Raw genomic sequence first — 452 nt, forward strand, 5'->3', positions numbered from 1 at the left:
ACATGCCAATACGGTAGAATTTGCCGGGGAAGATTTGGCCAAAGTTATTACTGAATCTGCAAACGGTGTAAGTAAAGTAACTGTGAAGGTAAATAAAGAAGATATTGCCAAAGCGGTCAACGCAGAAAATGCGAAGAAGGGATCCGCGCCGACAACGTATGTAGATAAAGACGGCAATCCGCTTGTAAAAGATGGCGATAAGTACTACAAACCGAATCCGGACGGAACTCCGAATACAACAGCGGGACCGGTCGATCCGGCAGGCGTACGTTTGGGCGAAAAAGATAAGCCTATGCAGCTCACGAATGTAGCACCGGCAACGGAAACTATTAATAAAGCAAATGACCCGACTAACGGCTTGGCAGATTTGGCGAAGGCGAAAGACGGCACCGTAGCGACCGTGGCAGATTTGAAGAACTTAGGATTTGTCATTAAAGGTAAAGCGGCAGATG

The 452-nt window shown here is 47.1% G+C and carries 1 protein-coding gene; it reads left to right on the forward strand.

Annotation, left to right across the window (positions count from 1 at the left end; all coding sequences use genetic code 11):
• On the forward strand, positions 1-452 hold a 452-nt coding region (locus tag HMPREF3182_RS07605; RefSeq protein WP_206445530.1), incomplete at both ends, for a hypothetical protein.

Source organism: Megasphaera hutchinsoni (assembly GCF_001553405.1).
Taxonomy (GTDB): domain Bacteria; phylum Bacillota; class Negativicutes; order Veillonellales; family Megasphaeraceae; genus Megasphaera; species Megasphaera hutchinsoni.